The organism is Luteibacter mycovicinus (assembly GCF_000745235.1).
GTDB classification, from domain to species: domain Bacteria; phylum Pseudomonadota; class Gammaproteobacteria; order Xanthomonadales; family Rhodanobacteraceae; genus Luteibacter; species Luteibacter mycovicinus.
On the sequence record NZ_JQNL01000001.1, the window covers coordinates 2,701,578 to 2,718,790 of the forward strand.

Annotated in this window: 14 protein-coding genes; 6 read left to right on the forward strand and 8 right to left on the reverse strand. The window is 66.2% G+C overall.

What is annotated here, in order from left to right:
• Positions 1-10 precede the first annotated feature (10 nt).
• Together FA85_RS11845 and FA85_RS11850 are read right to left on the reverse strand one after the other, a co-directional pair.
• Positions 11-916 carry an SDR family oxidoreductase gene (locus FA85_RS11845; RefSeq protein ID WP_036116498.1) on the reverse strand — a complete coding sequence of 302 codons (906 nt, stop codon included), beginning with the start codon at positions 914-916 and terminating at the stop codon, positions 11-13.
• Between the two features lie 81 nt (positions 917-997).
• Positions 998-1,507, reverse strand: coding sequence for a DUF2501 domain-containing protein (locus FA85_RS11850; protein ID WP_036116497.1), 510 nt, complete (start codon positions 1,505-1,507; stop codon positions 998-1,000).
• A 122-nt stretch (positions 1,508-1,629) separates the two neighbouring features.
• Between FA85_RS11850 and FA85_RS11855 the strand changes: the two genes are divergently transcribed.
• The 4 genes from FA85_RS11855 to FA85_RS11870 all read left to right on the forward strand — a co-directional run bounded on the left by FA85_RS11855 (position 1,630) and on the right by FA85_RS11870 (position 10,308).
• Positions 1,630-4,182 (forward strand): alpha-L-rhamnosidase, encoded by a 2,553-nt coding sequence (locus FA85_RS11855; RefSeq protein WP_197056536.1) that lies wholly within the window; start codon positions 1,630-1,632, stop codon positions 4,180-4,182.
• 134 nt (positions 4,183-4,316) lie between these two features.
• The gene (locus tag FA85_RS11860; protein WP_051944064.1) at positions 4,317-6,008 is read left to right on the forward strand and encodes a methyl-accepting chemotaxis protein; all 1,692 of its coding nucleotides are present in this window, start codon (positions 4,317-4,319) and stop codon (positions 6,006-6,008) included.
• A gap of 43 nt (positions 6,009-6,051) precedes the next feature.
• The gene (locus FA85_RS11865) at positions 6,052-7,731 is read left to right on the forward strand and encodes an AMP-binding protein (RefSeq protein ID WP_036116496.1); all 1,680 of its coding nucleotides are present in this window, start codon (positions 6,052-6,054) and stop codon (positions 7,729-7,731) included.
• Between the two features lie 117 nt (positions 7,732-7,848).
• On the forward strand, positions 7,849-10,308 hold the full coding sequence (locus FA85_RS11870) for a membrane-bound PQQ-dependent dehydrogenase, glucose/quinate/shikimate family (RefSeq protein WP_036116495.1): 2,460 nt from the start codon (positions 7,849-7,851) through the stop codon (positions 10,306-10,308).
• A 93-nt stretch (positions 10,309-10,401) separates the two neighbouring features.
• On the opposite strand, the gene FA85_RS11875 is transcribed toward FA85_RS11870, so the two are convergent.
• On the reverse strand, positions 10,402-11,607 hold the full coding sequence (locus FA85_RS11875) for an MFS transporter (protein WP_036116494.1): 1,206 nt from the start codon (positions 11,605-11,607) through the stop codon (positions 10,402-10,404).
• Positions 11,608-11,677: 70 nt separating this feature from the next.
• Between FA85_RS11875 and FA85_RS11880 the strand changes: the two genes are divergently transcribed.
• Entirely contained in the window at positions 11,678-12,466 is a 789-nt protein-coding gene (locus FA85_RS11880) for an AraC family transcriptional regulator (protein WP_051944062.1), read from the forward strand.
• A 5-nt stretch (positions 12,467-12,471) separates the two neighbouring features.
• Here FA85_RS11880 and FA85_RS11885 read toward each other — a convergent pair whose 3' ends face one another.
• Entirely contained in the window at positions 12,472-12,978 is a 507-nt protein-coding gene (locus FA85_RS11885) for a gluconokinase (protein WP_036116493.1), read from the reverse strand.
• Between the two features lie 86 nt (positions 12,979-13,064).
• Here FA85_RS11885 and ltaE point away from each other — a divergent pair, with 86 nt between their 5' ends.
• A complete protein-coding gene (gene ltaE, locus FA85_RS11890; protein ID WP_036116492.1) occupies positions 13,065-14,078 on the forward strand; it encodes a low-specificity L-threonine aldolase in 1,014 nt (337 codons plus the stop codon).
• Here ltaE and FA85_RS11895 read toward each other — a convergent pair.
• From FA85_RS11895 to FA85_RS11910, 4 genes are all read right to left on the reverse strand, one after another.
• Complete coding sequence (locus FA85_RS11895; protein WP_239739904.1) at positions 14,072-14,887, reverse strand: N-acetylmuramoyl-L-alanine amidase; 816 nt, start codon at positions 14,885-14,887, stop codon at positions 14,072-14,074. The two genes, ltaE and FA85_RS11895, sit on opposite strands and share 7 nt — an antisense overlap.
• Positions 14,851-15,291 (reverse strand): hypothetical protein, encoded by a 441-nt coding sequence (locus FA85_RS11900; protein ID WP_036116491.1) that lies wholly within the window; start codon positions 15,289-15,291, stop codon positions 14,851-14,853. The genes FA85_RS11895 and FA85_RS11900 overlap by 37 nt, the downstream gene beginning before the upstream one ends.
• Before the next feature lie 91 nt (positions 15,292-15,382).
• Positions 15,383-16,375: a cell division protein ZapE gene (gene zapE, locus FA85_RS11905; RefSeq protein ID WP_343122866.1), complete on the reverse strand. Its 993-nt coding sequence runs from the start codon at positions 16,373-16,375 to the stop codon at positions 15,383-15,385.
• 118 nt (positions 16,376-16,493) lie between these two features.
• Positions 16,494-17,192, reverse strand: coding sequence for an alpha/beta hydrolase (locus FA85_RS11910; RefSeq protein WP_036116490.1), 699 nt, complete (start codon positions 17,190-17,192; stop codon positions 16,494-16,496).
• Between the last annotated feature and the right edge of the window lie 21 nt (positions 17,193-17,213).

The window sequence follows — 17,213 nt, forward strand, 5'->3', positions numbered from 1 at the left end:
ACACCGGAAGTCAGGGCAGGGTATTGCCCCCCGTCACCCCGTACGTCTCACCGGTAATGAAGCTCGACTCCTGGCTGGCGAGCAACACGTACAATGGCGCACATTCCACCGGCTGGCCCGGACGTCCCAGCGGTACGTTCTTGCCGAACTCCACCACCTTCTCCTGCGGCTGACCACCGCTCGGCTGCAGCGGTGTCCAGACCGGACCCGGCGCCACGGCATTCACGCGGATGCCCTTCTCGATCACCTGCTTCGACAATGCCTTGGTGAAGGCGACGATCGCCGCTTTCGTCGGCGCATAGTCCAGCAGGATGTCCGACGGCTCATAAGCCTGAATCGAGGCCGTGTTGACAATCGTCGCGCCCGGCGGCATGTGTTCCAGCGCAGCCTTGCTCAGCCAGAACAGCGCGAAGACGTTGGTGCGGAACGTCGCTTCGAACGACGCGGTGTCCAGTTCGTCGATCGACTTGCTGAACTGCTGACGGCCTGCCACGTTGGCGAGGATGTCGAGGCCACCGAGTTCCTTCACGGTGCGCTTGACCAGATCCTTGCAGAACGCCTCGTCGCTCAGGTCACCCGGCACGGCGACGATGGTGTGACCTTCGCCGCTGAGCAGCGCGACGACCTCGTCGGCATCCTTCTGTTCGGACGGAAGATAGTTGATCACCACACTGGCACCTTCCCGCGCGAACGCGATCGCCGCCGCGCGGCCGATGCCGGAATCACCGCCGGTCACCAGTGCCTTACGGCCTTTCAGGCGACCGTTACCGCGATAGCTGGTTTCGCCGTGATCGGGCTTCGGTGACATCTCCTTTGCGAGACCCGGCGCGGGCTGCGGCTGTTTGGAGAAGTCGGGTTGCGGATACTGCGTGCGTGGGTCGCGCATCGCATACGAATCGTTCGTGACATCTGTCATGGGGAAGTCCTCTTGGGTGGGGAGGACGTCAGGTGTACGGGGCGGCGCGTCCATGCGCCGTCCACGCACTGTCAGTGTTCGTTACATGCCGGCCATCTTCCTGCCTTGCTTCAGTACGGCGTCGCACACCTTGCGGGTGAGCTGCGCCTTCAGGTCACCGTTGCCCGATGACGCGCCGCTGGCGCCACCCAGATTCAGCGACTTGCCGTCGCCCGACGTCAGGATGCCCCGTGCGCCATCCAAGTACCCTTTGTCCTGGGTGGGCGCGGTGTCGGTTTTCGTGTTCGATCCGCCCGTAAATTTGCCGAGCATCGAGCGGGTCGAGGAGCTGCCGGCGTCGTTGTCCGCAGCCTGGTGGTCGCCGCTCAGGCTGCCGAGCAGCTTGTCCTTGACCCCGCTGGCGCCGCTGTCGCCACCGAGGTAGTTGTTGGTCATGCAGTACTGGAGAATGCCTGCGGCGTTGCTGGCGCTGCCCGAGGTGAGCGATCCGGATCCTCCCATCATGCCCTTGAGGCTGTCGAGCTGGGCTGCGGCGGCGCCGCCCGAGGCAAGCGTGGCGGCGAGGACGATGCCGGCAATGGCGGTCTTCATGACGTGGCTCCGGTGGCGAAGGTGGGAAAGGGATAAACCTTTTCACGTTAGATGGATGTATGCGGTCTCCTCACTACGCCTTCGCGATATGCTCGGAAGTCATCGCGCCCGAGGCCATCCGCTTGCACTCACTCCGCCGGTTCGCTTTCGTTCTTCTGCCCTTCGCTCCGCTGGTCCATGCCACCGTCAGCGTCCATGCGCCACGTGTCGAGCGCAGCGATACTCCCACGTATGTCGACGTGGCCAAGCCACGTTTTTCGTGGATCGTCCGGAGCGATCGCAACGGCACGGTGCAGACGGGCTATCGCATCGTCGTCACGCAAGCCGGAAGAACCGTGTGGGACAGCGGCGACGTACGTTCGACCCGATCCTTCGACATCGACTACGCGGGACCCGCGCTGGCACCAGGCGAACGTTACGACTGGCGTGCGCAGGTGCGTACGTCGGACGGCCAGGGTGTGGTGAGCTCGCACTTCGACACCGCGCTCGATGACTCAGGCTGGCAGGGCGCGCGCTGGATCGGCAAGGCGGACGCCACGAGCTTGCCCGCGCCGCTGTTGCGCAAGACGTTTCGGGTAAACGGCAAGGTCGATCGCGCCACGCTCTACGTGGCGGCTGGCGGATACGCGGATATGTCGATCGACGGGCAGCCCGTGAGCGACGCGGTGCTGTCGCCCGGCTTCACCGACTACGACAAGCGCGTGGAAGTCGTCGCCACCGACGTGCGGCTCGATGCCGGGGAGCATACGCTGAGTGCCGAGCTCGGCCGCGGCTTCTATGGCATGACCAACCCCAACGTCTGGCATTGGGAGAAAGCCCCGTGGCACGGGCAGCCGCGCCTGCGAGCACTGCTGCGCATCCGCTATGCCGACGGTCACCGGCAGGACATCGTCAGCGACGCGGGGTGGAAGCTCGCCGATGGCCCGACACGGCTCGACGATCTGTACGGCGGCGAAAACTACGATGCGCGTCTCGCATCCCCGTCGACATGGGCCGCCGCAAGTGAGCTGCCCGCCCCGCGCGGAACGCTCGTCGCGCAGACCGAGCAGCCCATACGGGTCGTGGATACGTTGAACGCCGTCGAGGTGACGGAGCCGAAACCCGGTACGTATGTTTTCGCTTTTCCGCGCGTTATCGCCGGCTGGGCGACGTTCGACGTGTCGGGACCGTCGGGAGCGACGGTCACGGCGCACTACGGTGAGAAGCTGATGCCCGACGGCACGGTCGACGCACGCGATGAGCATCATTATTTCAGGCAGGGTTTCCAGACCGACCGGCTTACCCTGGCTGGCGTGCGTGAGCACTGGCATCCGCATTTCTCGTACAAGGGCTTTCGCTATGTACAGGTCGATGGATGGCCTGGCGGCAAGCCGCTCCCCGGCGCGGTGACCGCACAGGTCATACACACCGACGTCGCCGAGACCGGGCACTTCGACAGCGCGAATGCGTTGCTCGACTGGATCCACCGCGCGGCCGTCGACACCATGCTCAACAATCTCTACGGCATTCCGACCGATACGCCGATGTACGAGAAGAATGGCTGGACCGGTGACGGCATGGTCGGTGCGGACATGTTCCTGCGGAACCTCGACACGGGACGCCTGCTCGCGAAATGGGTCCGCGATATCGCCGACACGCGCGGGCCCGATGGCGTCCCGTTGCTGATCGCACCTAACCCCGGCTGGGGCAAGGTGCGCGCGCCCACCTGGCACTCGGCGTACGTGTTCATTCCCTGGTCGCTGTGGATGCAGACGGGAGACCGCCGACCCATGGAGGAACACCTCGATGGCATCTCGCGCTATGTCGCGATGGAGGACGCCCGGTCACCGGGAGGCATCGCGGACACCGAACTGGGTGACTGGGTCAGTCCCGAGACCGACCCGGGTGGCGAGAATGCCCCCGAGGACAAGCATGTCGCCGCCACGGCGTACCTTTATGGCATGGAGCGTACGGTGGCGAGCATGTATCGCCTCCTCGGCGACACGAAGCGCGCGGATGGTTTCGACGCGAAGGCTGAGATCGTGCGCGACGCGTTCAATGCGCGCTTCCTCGACCGCGACGCCGCCCGATACCGCGGGGAAGGGGACAGCGGCTACCGCCAGGCGCACAACCTGCTGGCGCTGTCGTTCGGTCTCGTGCCAGACGCGTTGCGCGAGCGGGTCGCCGCCGGCGTGGCGGCGGATGCGAAAACGCGGGGCGATCACCTCGACACGGGTGCGCTCGCGACGAAGGTGATTCTGCCGGTGCTCACCGCGACCGGTCACGCCGACGACGCCTGGCGTATCGCGACGCAGACGACGTTTCCGAGCTGGGGGTTCTGGCGCGACCACGGGGCGACCAGCTTGTGGGAGCACTGGAAGCTCGCATCGCGCTCCAGGGGCCATTACTTCCTGGGCACCGTGGACGACTGGCTCTTTGGCGATGTCGCGGGCCTGCGTCCGCTGGAGGCGGGATGGCGCCGGTTCGAGGTGCGTCCTGCGCTGACAGCATGGCTGGACCACGCATCGGCATCGGTGATGACGCCTTATGGCGAGGCCTCGGTGGCCTGGAGCAAAGAGGGTGGGAAAGTGGTGGCCGAGGTGCTTGTGCCGGTGGGGGCGGAGGCGGTGGTGCGGTTGCCGGGGCGGGGCGAGGTGGTGGTTTCCTCGGGGAGGCATCGCTTTTCCACGCCGTAGGTGAGTCGCGTGAGGGACGCGCCTGCTCTTTACCGGATGATGCGCTGCCGCATTGTCCCTTCACATCTCTGCAATAAAGTTTGACGCCCGGCTTGCCGATAACGCCTATACGGGGAATCACGGGGGTGAGGGGCATGTCGTCGATAAAAAACTGGTTTGGCCGCACGCGGCTGAATACGCGCGTGTGGATGGTGATGACGGTCGTGGTGCTCGGCCTCTTGGCGCAGACCGTGATGTCGGGCATCGAAAGCCGCGCGGTGCAGATGCGCGACCTGCAGGACACGCTGACCCAGCACGTGGACGCGGCGATCGCCATCGTCGACGGCTACCACGCGCGAGCCGCCAGGGGTGAGATGAGCGACGTGGAAGCCCGTGTCGCCGCCCTTGAGGCGGTCGAGTCGATGCGCTGGGACGACGGCAAGGGCTACGTGTTCGCTTTCGATTCGACGCTGGCCATGCGTATGCATCCTCTGCGCCACGACGAGGTCGGCCAGAACATCCGCGACGATGCGGATGGCAAGGGCTTCCACCATTACGAGGCCATGCTCAAGGCGGATATCGCCGCCGGCCACGGCGTCACGCGTTACACGCAGATCATGCCCAAGACGAAGGAGCTGCGCGACAAGATCAGCTACTCGTCGTGGTACAAGCCGTGGGATCTGCATCTGATTTCCGGTGCCTACTTCGATGATATCGACGCCGCCTTCGCCGCGCAGCTGAAACGCGACCTGATGAAGTCGGGCATCATCGCGGTGCTCGCGATGTTCATCGTCTGGCTGTCCATGAGCAGCATCCGTACCACGGTGGGCGGCGAGCCGCGTGACGCGGTGGAGATCGCCGGGCGTATCGCCGGGGGCGATCTGCGCACCGATGGCACCACGTTCGCGCCCGCCAGCCTGCTCGGCGCGCTCGAGCGCATGCGCGCCACGCTGTCGTCCATCGTGACCGAGGTACAGGAAGGCGCACATGTCGTGTCGACCACCTCGGGCGAGATTGCCCGGGGCAACGACGACCTGTCGCAGCGCACGCAGGAACAGGCGTCCAGCCTCGAAGAAACCGCCGCGTCGATGGAAGAGATGACCGCGACGGTGAAACAGAACGCGGAGAACGCCGTCGCCGCGGATCGCCTCTCCCGGCATGCGCGTCGCGAAGCGGAGAAGGGCGGCGACGTCGTCGCCCAGGCGATGGACGCGATGATCCAGATCGGTGATTCCAGTCGTCGCATTGCCGACATCGTCGGCCTGATCGACGAGATCGCTTTCCAGACCAATCTGCTGGCATTGAATGCGGCGGTGGAAGCGGCACGTGCCGGCGAGCAGGGGCGTGGCTTCGCGGTAGTCGCCGCCGAGGTGCGCCGCCTGGCTCAGTCCAGCGCGTCCGCGTCCAGGGAGATCAAACGCCTGATCGTCGAAAGCGGCGAGCGTGTCGAAGCGGGTGCCTCACTGGTCGAGCAGTCGTCGACCGCCCTGACGAGCATCGTCGCCAGCGTCAAGAAGGTCACCGATATCGTCGCGGAGATCGCCGCCGCGAGTGCCGAGCAGTCGGCCGGCGTGGATCAGGTCAATACCGCGATCGCACAGATCGATCAGGTCACCCAGGAAAACGCGGCACTGGTCGAGGAGGCCGCGGCCGCCGCCAAGTCGATGCAGGACCAGGCCCAGTCGCTGCGCGATCAGGTGGCGTTCTTCACCGTGGACGCGGTCGAGCGGCCGGCGCTGAAAGCCTCGCCCGCCGAACGCGCCGCGCATGATGCCCGTTTCGGTCAGGTCGGCAAGGCGACCGCGCCGGCCGCGACCGGCAGCGATGCCTGGGTGGAGTTCGCCTGAGGGTGTTTTATGCTGGTGTCATCGCACCGGCACGAGACCCCGCATGCACCACGCTCCCAGCTACGTCCACGGCGCAAGCGCCACGCCCCTCCTCGGGGAGACGGTCGGCGCACTGCTCGACCGTATCGCCGGGCGCTGGCCCGACCGGCCCGCGCTGGTCGTGCGTCAGCAGGGTGTGCGCTGGACGTATGCGGAGTTCCAGGCCGAAGTCGCCCGCGTGGCGGCCGGGCTGCTCGCCCTCGGTCTGGATCCGGGCGATCGCGTCGGCATCTGGGCGCCCAATCGCGCGGAGTGGGTGGTGGCCCAGTTCGCGGCGCCCAAAGCCGGACTGATCCTGGTCAACATCAACCCGGCCTATCGTTCTCACGAACTGGCTTATTCGTTGAACAAGGTCGGTTGTCGCGCGCTGATCCTGCCCCGTGTCTTCAAGAGTTCGCATTACCTGGAGATCCTTACCGGTCTCGCGCCCGAGATGGCCTCCGCCCCACCGGGCGGTCTGCGTGCGGCTGCGTTGCCCGATCTGCGCCACGTCATCCTGCTGGACGATGAAGCCGCCCCCGGCACGCTGCGTTGGCAGGACCTGCGCGCGGATGACGCCGCACGCGCCCGACTGCGGGCGATCGAACCGGAGCTGGGTTTCGACGACGCGGTAAATATCCAGTTCACCTCCGGCACCACGGGTGCGCCCAAAGGCGCCACGCTGACCCACCACAACATCGTCAACAATGGATTCTTCATCGGTGAGGCGATGCGTCTGACTGAGGAAGATCGTCTGTGCATTCCGGTGCCGTTCTATCACTGCTTCGGCATGGTGCTGGGTAATCTGGCCTGCGTGACGCACGGCGCCTGCATGGTCATCCCGGGCGAAGGGTTCGACGCGCTGACGACGCTGGAGACCGTGGCCGAGGAACGATGTACCGGCTTGCACGGCGTGCCCACCATGTTCATCGCGGAGCTCGAGCATCCACGCTTTCACGAGTTCGATCTCAGCACGCTGCGTACCGGCATCATGGCGGGTTCGCCCTGTCCCATCGAGGTGATGCGACGCGTGGTTCGTGAGATGCACATGAGCGAGGTGACCATCGCCTACGGCATGACCGAGACCAGCCCGGTCAGTTTCCAGACCATTCCGGAAGACCCGCTCGACCTGCGTGTGTCGACGGTGGGCCGCGTACACCCGCATGTCGAGGTGAAGATCGTCGACGAGCAGGGCCGCGTGGTACCGCGAGGCATGACGGGCGAACTGCTGACCCGCGGCTACTCGGTCATGCGCGGCTACTGGAACGACGATGCGAACACGCGCATGGCGCTCGACGAGGCGCGCTGGATGCACACGGGCGACCTGGCGACGCTGGACGATGCCGGTTACTGCACCATCGTCGGCCGGCTGAAGGACATGATCATCCGCGGTGGCGAGAACATCTATCCGCGTGAGATCGAGGAGTTCCTCTACGGCCACCCGGACATCCAGGACGTGCAGGTGTTCGGCGTGCCCGACCCGCGGCTGGGTGAGCAGGTATGCGCCTGGATTCGTCTGCGTGAAGGCTCGCCGGCCACGGTCGCTTCGATTCAGGACTATTGCCGCAAGCATCTCGCGTACTTCAAGGTGCCGCATTACGTGCGCTTCGTCGACGCGTTTCCGATGACGGTCACTGGCAAGGTGCAGAAGTATCTGATGCGGGACACGATGATCGCGGAGCTTGCCGGAGGCGAGGCGATGTAAGCCCCGCGAAAGGATGATTCTGGGCACGATCCGGATCATCCGCGCCTCCACCTCGGATTCACGTCTTCCGCACGAATCTGTCCGCCAGGGGAGGGCCGACGCCATGAGTGAGTCCGTATGAACCGAGTCAGGAGATTCCACCCGGCGACGCTGTTCAGCGCGCTGGTCTTCGCCCTCTGGGGTGCCGTGATGCTGCTGGGCGGCATCCGCCTCTTCGGATCCGGCGGCTCCGTGTATTACCTGGCCGCGGGCGCGATCACGTTGCTGGTCGCCGCGCTGCTGCTGTTCCGCGTGCGGCTCGCCGTACCGATCTACGCCCTGCTGCTGATCGCCACCGCGGCCTGGGCCGTGTGGGAAGTACGGTGGGACTGGTGGCAGCTTCTGCCGCGCCTGGATGTCTGGTTTGTGCTCGGCCTATGGCTCTTGTTGCCCTGGCCGCGACGCGGGCTCGGCCACGATCGCTTTGGCGAAACGGCACGCGGCACCGGCGGCGGTTTTCTCTTTCTATCGTTGCTGATCGTCGCCGCCGTCGGCATCGTCGGTGCGCTGCATATCGATCACGACCTGCCGGGCGAGCTTCCGATGGCCGATGTCTCGGGACCGCAAGGCGACCGTGCCGCGCGCCCGGACAGCGACTGGACCGACTACGGCGGTTCGCCCTACGGTCAGCGGTACTCGCCGTTGAAGCAGATCACCCCCGATAACGTCGGCCAGCTTCAGGTGGCGTGGAAGATTCAGACCGGCGATGTGCCCGGCCCGGATGACCCCGCCGAGACCACGGCGGAGAACACGCCGCTGAAGATCGGTGACACCGTGTATCTGTGCACGCCGCACAGTAAGGTGATCGCGGTGAATGCGGCCACCGGTGAGAAGCGCTGGGAGTTCGACCCGAAGATCCAGAGCCCCGTCGGCTTCAAACACTGGGAGCACATGACCTGCCGCGGCGTGTCCTATCACGACGATGCGAAGTATGCGGCGGCGGTGATTCCCGCTCCGGCGACCACGGCGGCCGGAGTGCCGGCGGTCGCGTCGACCGCACCGCTGCCGCCGTCGGCCATTGCCACGGCAAGCTGCCCGCGCCGTCTGTTCCTGCCGACGGCGGATGCGCGCCTGATCGCGCTCGATGCGGACAACGGCCAGCCGTGCACGGACTTCGGCCAGCAGGGGACGGTGAACCTGCGGACGAATGTCGGCCCGTTCACCCCGGGCGGCTATTACTCGACGTCGCCACCCGCCGTGACGAAAGACCTCGTGATCATCGGCGGTCACGTGACCGACAACGAGTCGACCAACGAGCCGTCCGGCGTGATCCGTGCCTTCGACGTGCATGACGGTCACCTCGTCTGGAACTGGGATCCGGGCAATCCGGACGCGACCGCGCCGATCGGGCCCGACGGCATCTACACGCGCAACTCGCCCAACGTCTGGTCGCTCTTCAGCGTCGACGAAGGCCTCGGCATCGTCTATCTGCCGATGGGCAACCAGACGCCGGATCAGTTCGGCGGCGGTCGTACGCCGACGTCGGAAAAGTACAGTGCAGGTCTCGTCGCCCTCGACGTCGCCACGGGCAAGGTGAAGTGGAACTACCAGTTCACCCACCACGATTTGTGGGACATGGATGTGGGTGGCCAGCCGACCCTGATCGACCTGCAGACCGCGGACGGCGTAAAGCCCGCGGTGATCGCATCGACCAAGCAGGGTAGCGTGTACGTGCTGGACCGCCGCGACGGGACACCGATCGTGCCGATTCAGGAAGTACCGCGCCCGCAGGGTGCCGTGGCGGGCGACCATACGGCACCCACGCAGCCGTTGTCCGACCTGAACTTCGCGCCGCCGCAGGTACGCGAGAGGGACATGTGGGGCACCACGCCGCTGGATCAGCTCTGGTGCCGCGTACGTTTCCGCTCGCTGCGTTACGACGGTATGTTCACTCCGCCCTCGCTGCAGGGATCGCTGGTGTTTCCGGGTAACTTCGGCGTGTTCGACTGGGGTGGCGTGTCGGTCGATCCGACGCGCCAGCTGATGCTGATCAATCCGAGTTACATGGCCTTCCAGTCGAAGCTGATTCCGAAGGAAGAGCTGGCGAAGATGGAAGTCGGCCCGGCGAAGAGCGAGACCGAGGGCGTCAAGAAAGCCGAAGGCATTCCCTACGGCATCGAGCTGTCGGCCTTCCTGTCGCCGCTGGGCATTCCGTGCCAGGCACCGCCGTGGGGCTATGTCGCGGGCGTGGACCTGCGCAGCGGCAAGATGATGTGGCGGCACAAGAACGGCACCATCGTCGACAGCGCGCCGCTGCCGATCCCGATGCCGCTTGGCGTGCCCAGCCTTGGCGGTATGGTGACCACGGCTGGCGGCGTCACCTTCCTCAGCGGCACGCTCGACTATTACGTGCGTGGGTACGACGTCCGTACGGGCAAAAAGCTCTGGGAATCGCGTCTGCCGGCCGGCGGCCAGGCAACGCCGATGACCTATGCCGACAGCAGCGGCCGGCAGTACCTGCTGGTGGTCGCCGGCGGACATGGTTCCCTGGGCACGAAGCAGGGCGACTGGGTGATCGCTTACGCGTTGCCGAAGTAAAAAAACGTCGCGGGGCGCGCTCCTGTAGGAGCGCGCCCCGCGCGCGATCGGTCTGCCATGCCGATGTCGCGCGCAAGGCGCGCTCCTGCAGGATCAGGCCTTTCTGGGCTCCGGCAAGAACGCCGCCAGCAACCCGATCAACGGCAAGAACGCACAAACCTGATACACCGCCTCGATCCCGAGGTGGTCGGCCAGCTCGCCCAGCCCCGCGGCACCCAGCCCGCCCATCCCGAACGAAAAGCCGAAGAACAATCCCGAGATCATCCCGACCTTACCCGGCACCAGCTCCTGCGCGAACACCACGATCGCCGGAAACGCCGAGGCCAGAATCAGCCCGATCGCCACCGTCAGCGGCGCCGTCCAGAACAGGCTGGCGTGCGGCAGCAACAGGGTGAAGGGCAGGGTGCCCAGGATCGAGAACCAGATCACCCGCTTGCGCCCGAAACGGTCGCCCAGCGGACCACCCAGCACCGTCCCGACCGCGACCGCGCCGAGGAAGACGAACAGGTGCAGCTGCGCGTTCTGCACGGACACGTTGAAACGGTGGATCAGGTAGAAGGTGAAGTAACTCGTCAGACTCGCGAGGTACACGTACTTGGAGAAGATCAGCGCGAGCAGGACGGCGATGCCGCGCTTCGCATCCTTGCTGCTCGGCGCGATGGACGCGTGCTTGCCGGCGCTCGCGTTGAGGCGTGGCAGGCCGTGATGGCGATACCACTGGCCGACGTTCCACAGCACCGCGCCGGAGAGAAGGGCCAACATGGCGAAGAAGGCCAGGCTCGATTGGCCCCAGCGGACCACGACGATCGCCGCGGCAAGCGGACCCAGTGCCTGCCCGGCGTTGCCGCCGACCTGGAACAGTGACTGGGCCAGGCCATGACGACCACCCGAGGCCATCCGCGCCACGCGCGAGGATTCGGGGTGGAACACGGACGAGCCCATGCCGAGCAACGCCGCGCCGATCAGCAGCATCGGGTAGGTATGTGCCGCCGACAACACCAGCAGACCGGCCAGCGAGAACAGCGTGCCGCCCGGCAGCGCCAGCGGCGTGGGACGGCGGTCCGCGTAAAGGCCCACCAGCGGCTGCAGGATGGACGCGGTGATCTGGTAGGTCAGCGTGATCAGGCCGATCTGGCCGAAGTCCAGATGAAAGCCGGCCTTCAGACCCGGATAGATGGCGGGCAGCAGCGACTGCATCATGTCGTTGAGCAGATGGCAGAAGCTGATAGCGAAGATGACGCCGTAAACGGTCGGGTCGGCGCGCGGCGTGTCTGCCGCGGCGCTCACGGGCGCTTGCATGCGGGTGTCCTGGGGCGGGGGAGGCTTATGAGAACACGAGGCCACCCTGTCCCGCGCTAGGATATGGGTCATGAGTATTGGAGATCGGGACACCGCAGACATCCCGTTTCGCGACGTCTTCGACGATACGCCGCGGGCGGTCGTATCGAGCGGCAACGAATACCCCTCGTCGTTCGAGCTGGCGACGCACCGGCACCGTCGCGGCCAGCTGCTCTACGCGTCCGCCGGCACGGTCGCCGTGACCACGCCCGACGGGGCCTGGCTGGCGCCGTCCGAACGCGCGGTGTGGATTCCGGCCACCACGCCCCATTCCGTGCGCATGATCGGCACGGTCAGCACGCGCAGCGTCTACACCGAACACGATGCCGCGAGCCCGCTGGGCGATGTCTGCCGTGTACTTGCCGTCTCGCCCCTGCTGCGCGCGCTGCTGGTCGCGGCGGTCGAGGTGCCTCGCGAATACGATCTGGTCGGCCGCGACGGCATGCTGATGTCGCTGCTGGTGGCCGAAGTGGGCAGCGCCCGGACGATACCGCTGGCGTTACCGCTCCCTACCGACACGCGGCTTGCCGCGCGCTGCGCGCGCTTTCTGGAGCACCCGCGGATGACCGAGGGCATCGACGACTGGGCGGATGAGCTGGGTACGCACCGGCGAAGCTTTACGCGGCTGTTCCGGCGGGAAACCGGCATGAGTTTCGCGCAATGGCGGCAGCAGGCATGCCTGCTTGCGGCATTGCCGCGCCTCGGCGCGGGAGCGACGGTGACGACGGTCGCGCTGGATCTGGGCTACGAGAGTCCGGCGAGCTTCTCGACGATGTTCCGGCGGGCGCTGGGCAAGCCACCGAGTCACTACCGTGGCTAGAACCGTCACACGTCCTGCTCATCGTGACACCCCGCCCGGACGATTTTCTCGATCGCCTCGGCCGGAGGCATTCCCACATTGATCCGCAGCGCCTCATCCGCTGACGGTTCCTCCAGCGTCGCCAGCTGACTGTCCAGCAAGGTCGGATCGAAGAAGTGCCCACTACGATGACCGAGCCGTTCCGCCAGCAACTCGCGCGAAGCATGCAGGTAGACGAAGCGCACATCGTCATGTCCATGCCGCAGGAAATCGCGATAGCGTTTCTTCAGCGACGAACATGCCAGCACCATCGATTCGCCGAGCGCGCGATGGCGATCCATCTCGGCGACGATGGCCTCCAGCCAGGGCTGGCGGTCCGTATCGTCGAGTGGAATGCCACGGGCCATCTTGTCGCGATTGACCTGCGGATGGAGAGGGTCGGCATCCACGAAAGGCTGGCCAAGGCGCGCGGCCAGGCCCTCGCCTATCGTACTTTTGCCACTGCCGGAGACGCCCATGACGATAGTGATCATCGGACAAGCATGCCGTGGCGTCGGCCACTGATTCGTGAACGGCTTCGCGTACCATCGGCGATACGTCTTCCTTGCCGACAACGCTCATGAACCTCATCGATCTGCGCAGCGACACCGTTACCCGTCCCACCGACGCCATGCGCGAGGCCATGCTGCGTGCGCCGGTCGGTGACGATGTCTATGGCGAGGACCCCACGGTCAACGCGTTGCAGGAGCGCCTCGCCGGTGAGCTCGGCTTTGCCGCCGCGCTGTTCGTGCCGACCGGCACGCAGAGCAATCTGCTGGCGCTGATGGCTCACTGCGAGCGCGGCGACGAATACATCGTGGGTGCGGATGCCCACACCTATCGTTTTGAAGGCGGCGGCGCGGCGGTGCTCGGTTCGATCCAGCCGCAGCCGATTCCGCAGGCCGCCGACGGCACGCTGCCGCTGGATAAGGTCGAGGCGTCGATCAAGCCGGTGGACCCGCACTTCGCCCGCTCGCGCCTGCTGGCGCTGGAAAACACCTGGCACGGTCGGGCATTGCCCTTCGACTATCTGGCACAGGCGCGCGAAGTCGCGACCCGTCGCGGTCTCGGCCTGCATCTGGATGGCGCGCGCCTCTACAACGCGGCCACCGCCTACGGTCGCCCGGCACGCGATGTCGTCGCAGGTTTCGACAGCGTCTCCGTCTGTCTCTCGAAGGGTCTGGGCGCGCCCGTGGGCTCGGTGCTGCTGGGCGACACGGCCCTGATCGAACGCGCCCGCCGCTGGCGCAAGGTCGCCGGTGGCGGCTGGCGTCAGGCCGGCATGCTTGCCGCCGCCGCGATGTACGCGCTCGATCACCACGTGGAGCGCCTCGCCGACGACCATGCCCGTGCCGCGCGACTCGCTGACGGACTGCGCGCAATCGATGGCCTCGATGTCACCGGTTGCCATACGAACATGGTTTTCGTCGACGTTCCGGCCCCGCGGCTGAAGGATCTGGCCACGCACATGGCGAACGCCGGCGTGCGACTGAGCATCGGTTATCTGCCGTCGGTCCGCCTCGTGACCCATCTGGACATCGATGATGAAGGCGTGGATCGGACCATCGCCGCGTTCGCGTCGTTCGCTTACTGACGCGGCGCCATCAGCTTGCGCTGAAGCGAATACAGGATCGCCGCGTCGGTCACGTCCAGCGCATCGGTCTCCATGGCGCGGTAGTGCCGATGGAACGCGATGATGGCGCTGCGAGGATTGGATACGTCGTAGCCGACAAGGCGCATGGCCGCGAGGCTGTCGAAGCCGGCCGGTGCGGGTAGCAGCGTGGCATCGGGCCACAGACCGAAGCCGTAGCGTGACAGCGTGGCCCACGGGAAGAGCGCGCTCGGGTCGTTCTTGCGGCCCGGCGCGATATCTCCATGGCCGACCACGGCCTGTCTCGGGATGCCGAGGCGTGAGGTCAGATCGGCGAGCAGGTTGATCAGTGCCTGGATCTGCGGTTCGGTGAAGGGCGACACCCCGTCGTTGTCGATCTCGATGCCGATCGACGATGAATTGAGGTCGGTCATGTCGCCCCAGCGCGCCGCACCCGCATGCCAGGCGCGGTTGCCATCGTCGACCAGCTGGTCGATGCGGCCATCCATTTCCACCAGGTAATGCGCGCTGACGGGGCCTTCGCTGTTACGCGTGCGCAGGACGCGGAGCGCGGCGCTCGCATCGCCGATGGACGTGTGGTGAAGCACGATGAGCTGGGGCTTGCGCGCATTGAAGTTTGGCGACGGCGTCCAATGAGCCAGCGGACTGTGCTGCGGCGCGATGGCCGGCGCGGAGGCGCAGGCCGTGAGCAACAAGGCGAGCAGGACGCCTGAAGCGGCGCGCAGGCGCCCTGCCATCATGGCGCCATGGCCGATCATTCGACCCGGAAGTCGCTGCTGGTGATGACCCATTCGATCTCGTCGCCCGCGTCGCCGATATCGTCTTTGGACGCGACGACGATCTGCAGGTCGACACAGTCGTGCCCTTCGGACAACCACTCCGTCTTCTCCAGCGCCATCCCGCCTTTCTTCAGGGCCGCGCGCAACGCGGGCATGCTGGTGGGAAGCAGATCGATGCCTTCGTGGGTGAGCTGGCCGCCCATGACCTCGATGTCGCAAAGCTTGTCGTCGAGGAAGCGCAGCCGGACCCAGTCGTTGCCTTCGGCGTCGCTGTATTCGTCTTCATCGTCCCAGATGTTGTCACCACCGGACTTCCAGCCGAGCGCGTCGCGGAGCTTCTTGCGCGTCATGCCAAAGAAAATGTCGGTGTCGCCGCGGCGAATGCCGCGACCCGGAATCAGCTCGCAATGTTCCATGGCGTTCCTCGTCAGGTGGCGCGGGTGACCCCGCCCGTAAAGCATGAAGCCCCAAGCATGCGGCCTTCCAGCCGTCGCTGTCCACGCTGGATCAAGGCTTATGGTCACGCCCGAGGTAGTCCTCGCTCTGCATCTCGATCAGCCGTGACTCGGTACGACCGAACTCCGCGCGCAGCTTCGTTCCGTCATAGAGCTCGGTGATCGGCGCCGCGGCGGATATCACCAGCTTGACGTGGCGGTCGTAGAATTCGTCGACCAGCAGCACGAAGCGCTTGGCTTCATTCTCGGTGAAGACGGTGAACTGAGGCACGTTGGACACGATGACGGCGGGGTAGGCCCTGGCCAGTTCGATGTAGTCCGCGACGGCACGGGGCCCCTCGCAGAGCGCGGCGAAGTCGAACCATACGATGTTCCCGGCACGCTTGCGCACCGGCACCTCGCGTCCGTTGATGGCGAGTTCGCCACCGTCGATCGTGTCGCCCTGCGCCTGACCCGAGAAGATCCGCGTCAGCGAATGCTCGGCTTCCAGGCCGGGCGGCACCAGATAGACGGACGCCTGGCTGAGTGCGCGCAGTCGCCAGTCGCGCGGCGAGACCATCTCGTGGACGACGCAGTGCTTCTCGATCGCCGCGATGGCGGGCAGGAAACGCGCACGCTGCAAGCCGTCCTTGTAGAGCCCGGATGGCGGTGTATTCGAAGTGGTGACGAGCGTGACGCCACGGGCGAACAGGCCGTCGAGCAGCCCGGCGATGATCATGGCGTCGCCGATGTCCGACACGAGAAACTCGTCGAGACAGAGCACCCGGCACTTCGCGGCGAGCTGCCCGGCCACTTCGTCGAGCGGGTTCTGTCGTTCGCCCAGCTCGCGCAGCATGCCGTGAACCTCCAGCATGAAACGGTGGAAGTGCCGGCGCAGCGCCAGCCCGGGGGCGAGGCTCGAGACGAACAGATCCATCAGGAAGGTCTTGCCGCGACCGACGCTTCCCCACAGGTACAGCCCGGGAACCGCCTGACGCGGCTCGCCGCCGAGCATGTTGCGCAGGCGGCCGAACAAGCCCCGGCCGGCGCCGTTACCGGCGCGCACAGGCCGGCGTGCAGCCGGTCGAACTCGGTGATCACCGGCAGTTGGGCGGGGTCGGATTCCCACCGGTGGCCGGCGATGCCGTCCCGGTAACGCTCGCCGGGTGTCGCTGCCGTGCCGTTCATGCGGCGTGCGGCGCCGGCGGCCATTCCTTGACCGCGTTCTTGATGGCGCCCCGCAGATCCATGAGACGGCGGTGGAAGAAGTGGCTGGTCTCCTCCATCTTCACCAGATGCGGCCGCTGCGCGTCGGGGATGCTCTCGATCCAGTCGTAGACGGCCTGCGGCTCGACGATTTCGTCGGCGTCGCCCATGACCACCAGCCACGGGCACGCGGGCAGCTCGACCTGTGAGAAATCCCAGCCGCGACCGGCGGCGGGAGGCGCGATGCTGATCAGTGCACGGGCGTCGAGGCGCACGGCGTTGCGGAGGGTCACGTAGCTGCCGAAGGAGAAGCCGGCGAGCCAGAGCGCGGCGCCCGGTCGCGCCTTACGCGCCCAGTCGACCACCGCGGCGAGATCGTCGCTCTCACCCTCACCGCCGTCGAACTCGCCTTCGGACTGACCGACGCTGCGGAAGTTGAAGATGACGGTGTCCAGGCCGGACTCGCGTAGCGCGCGCTCGACCATCGTGACCACCTTGTTATGCATGCTGCCGCCGTCGGTGGACAACGGGTGGCAGATGACGGCGATGGCATCGCGGCGGAGTTCGGCGTCGCTGGGCTTGGCTTCGCATTCGAGCTTGCCTGCGGGACCCGCCAGCGCGAAGCTCACGGTCTCGTCCGGAAAATGCTCCGGCGCTGTAGGTTGAAGTGCGCTCATGCCCTCCATGATAACCGGTGG